At 45.8% G+C, this 1,199-nt stretch carries 1 protein-coding gene and 1 pseudogene; one reads left to right on the plus strand and one right to left on the minus strand.

The window, feature by feature from the left end; genetic code table 11:
* The first annotated feature begins 92 nt into the window (after window positions 1–92).
* Window positions 93–878, plus strand: coding sequence for a zinc ABC transporter permease subunit ZnuB (gene znuB, locus R7070_RS25820; RefSeq protein ID WP_318141466.1), 786 nt, complete (start codon window positions 93–95; stop codon window positions 876–878).
* A 137-nt stretch (window positions 879–1,015) separates the two neighbouring features.
* Here znuB and R7070_RS25825 read toward each other — a convergent pair.
* Window positions 1,016–1,199: pseudogene (locus tag R7070_RS25825) on the minus strand (succinate--CoA ligase subunit alpha); the annotation flags it as partial.

A 1,199-nucleotide genomic window follows, 5' to 3' on the forward strand; every position in this document is an offset into this window, starting at 1 on the left:
CGACCACGAGCATCACCATCACGATTTGTCTGGCTCTCCAGTATCGGGCGACGCTACCTCATGCTCTAACCATAGCCACGGACATCATCACCATGATTGAGTTTCTTCTACCTTCTATTCTCGCTGGTATTGGTATTGCAATCATCGCAGGTCCACTCGGGTCTTTTGTTGTATGGCGCAAAATGGCCTACTTCGGTGACACTCTTGCCCATGCATCGTTAATGGGGCTCGCTCTCGGGTTCTTACTGAACGTTAACCTCTATCTTGCGCTGCTAGTCTGCTGTTTAGCATTAGCGGTACTCCTTGTAACACTGCAAAGGCAGCAACTGGTGGCCACAGATACCCTACTCGGAATTCTGGCTCACAGCTCTTTGTCTATCGGTTTGGTGTCAGTAAGCTTTTTGGACAATGTTCGTGTCGATCTAATGAGTTACCTATTTGGTGATTTATTAGCTGTATCACCAGAAGATTTGATGTTTATTTATGCCGGCGTAATTGCCGTTAGTGCATGTTTATACATATTCTGGCGACCGTTATTATCAAGTACCGTCAGCGAAGAGCTAGCCGCTGTAGAAGGTGTGAACACAGATTTAATTCGTCTGGTCTTGATGCTGATGGTGGGCGTAGTGATTGCGGTAGGTATGAAGTTTGTCGGTGCCCTTATCATGACTTCACTACTGACCATCCCAGCAGCAACAGCACGTAAGTTGTCTTCTACACCAGAACAAATGGCATTCTTCGCATCCATCATAGGTGCGATTTCAGTTCTAATGGGACTGAGTCTGTCTTGGCACTTCGACACACCAGCAGGCCCATCAGTGGTGATCAGTGCGACTTCTTTGTTTATGCTGAGCCAACTGATTCAGCGGAAAGCTTAGTTATAAGCACAAGTTAAGCAAACGGATCTGATGATTAAGAATTCTCAGTGCTATTGCTGGCTTACATACAAAATCAATACAAGATCAGATACAAAAAAGCCTGGCAATGCCAGGCTTTTTATTTTACGAGTCAGAAATTACCAACCCGTTACTTCACGTAGACCTTGACCGATGTCTGCTAGAGACTTAACTGTCTTAACGCCTGCCGCTTCTAATGCAGCAAATTTGTCTTCTGCAGTACCTTTACCACCTTAGATAATCGCACCAGCGTGGCCCATACGTTTACCTGGAGGTGCAGTTACACCAGCGATGTAAGAAACA

Source organism: Vibrio sp. 1557 (genome assembly GCF_033340175.1).
In the GTDB taxonomy this organism is placed as follows: domain Bacteria; phylum Pseudomonadota; class Gammaproteobacteria; order Enterobacterales; family Vibrionaceae; genus Vibrio; species Vibrio alginolyticus.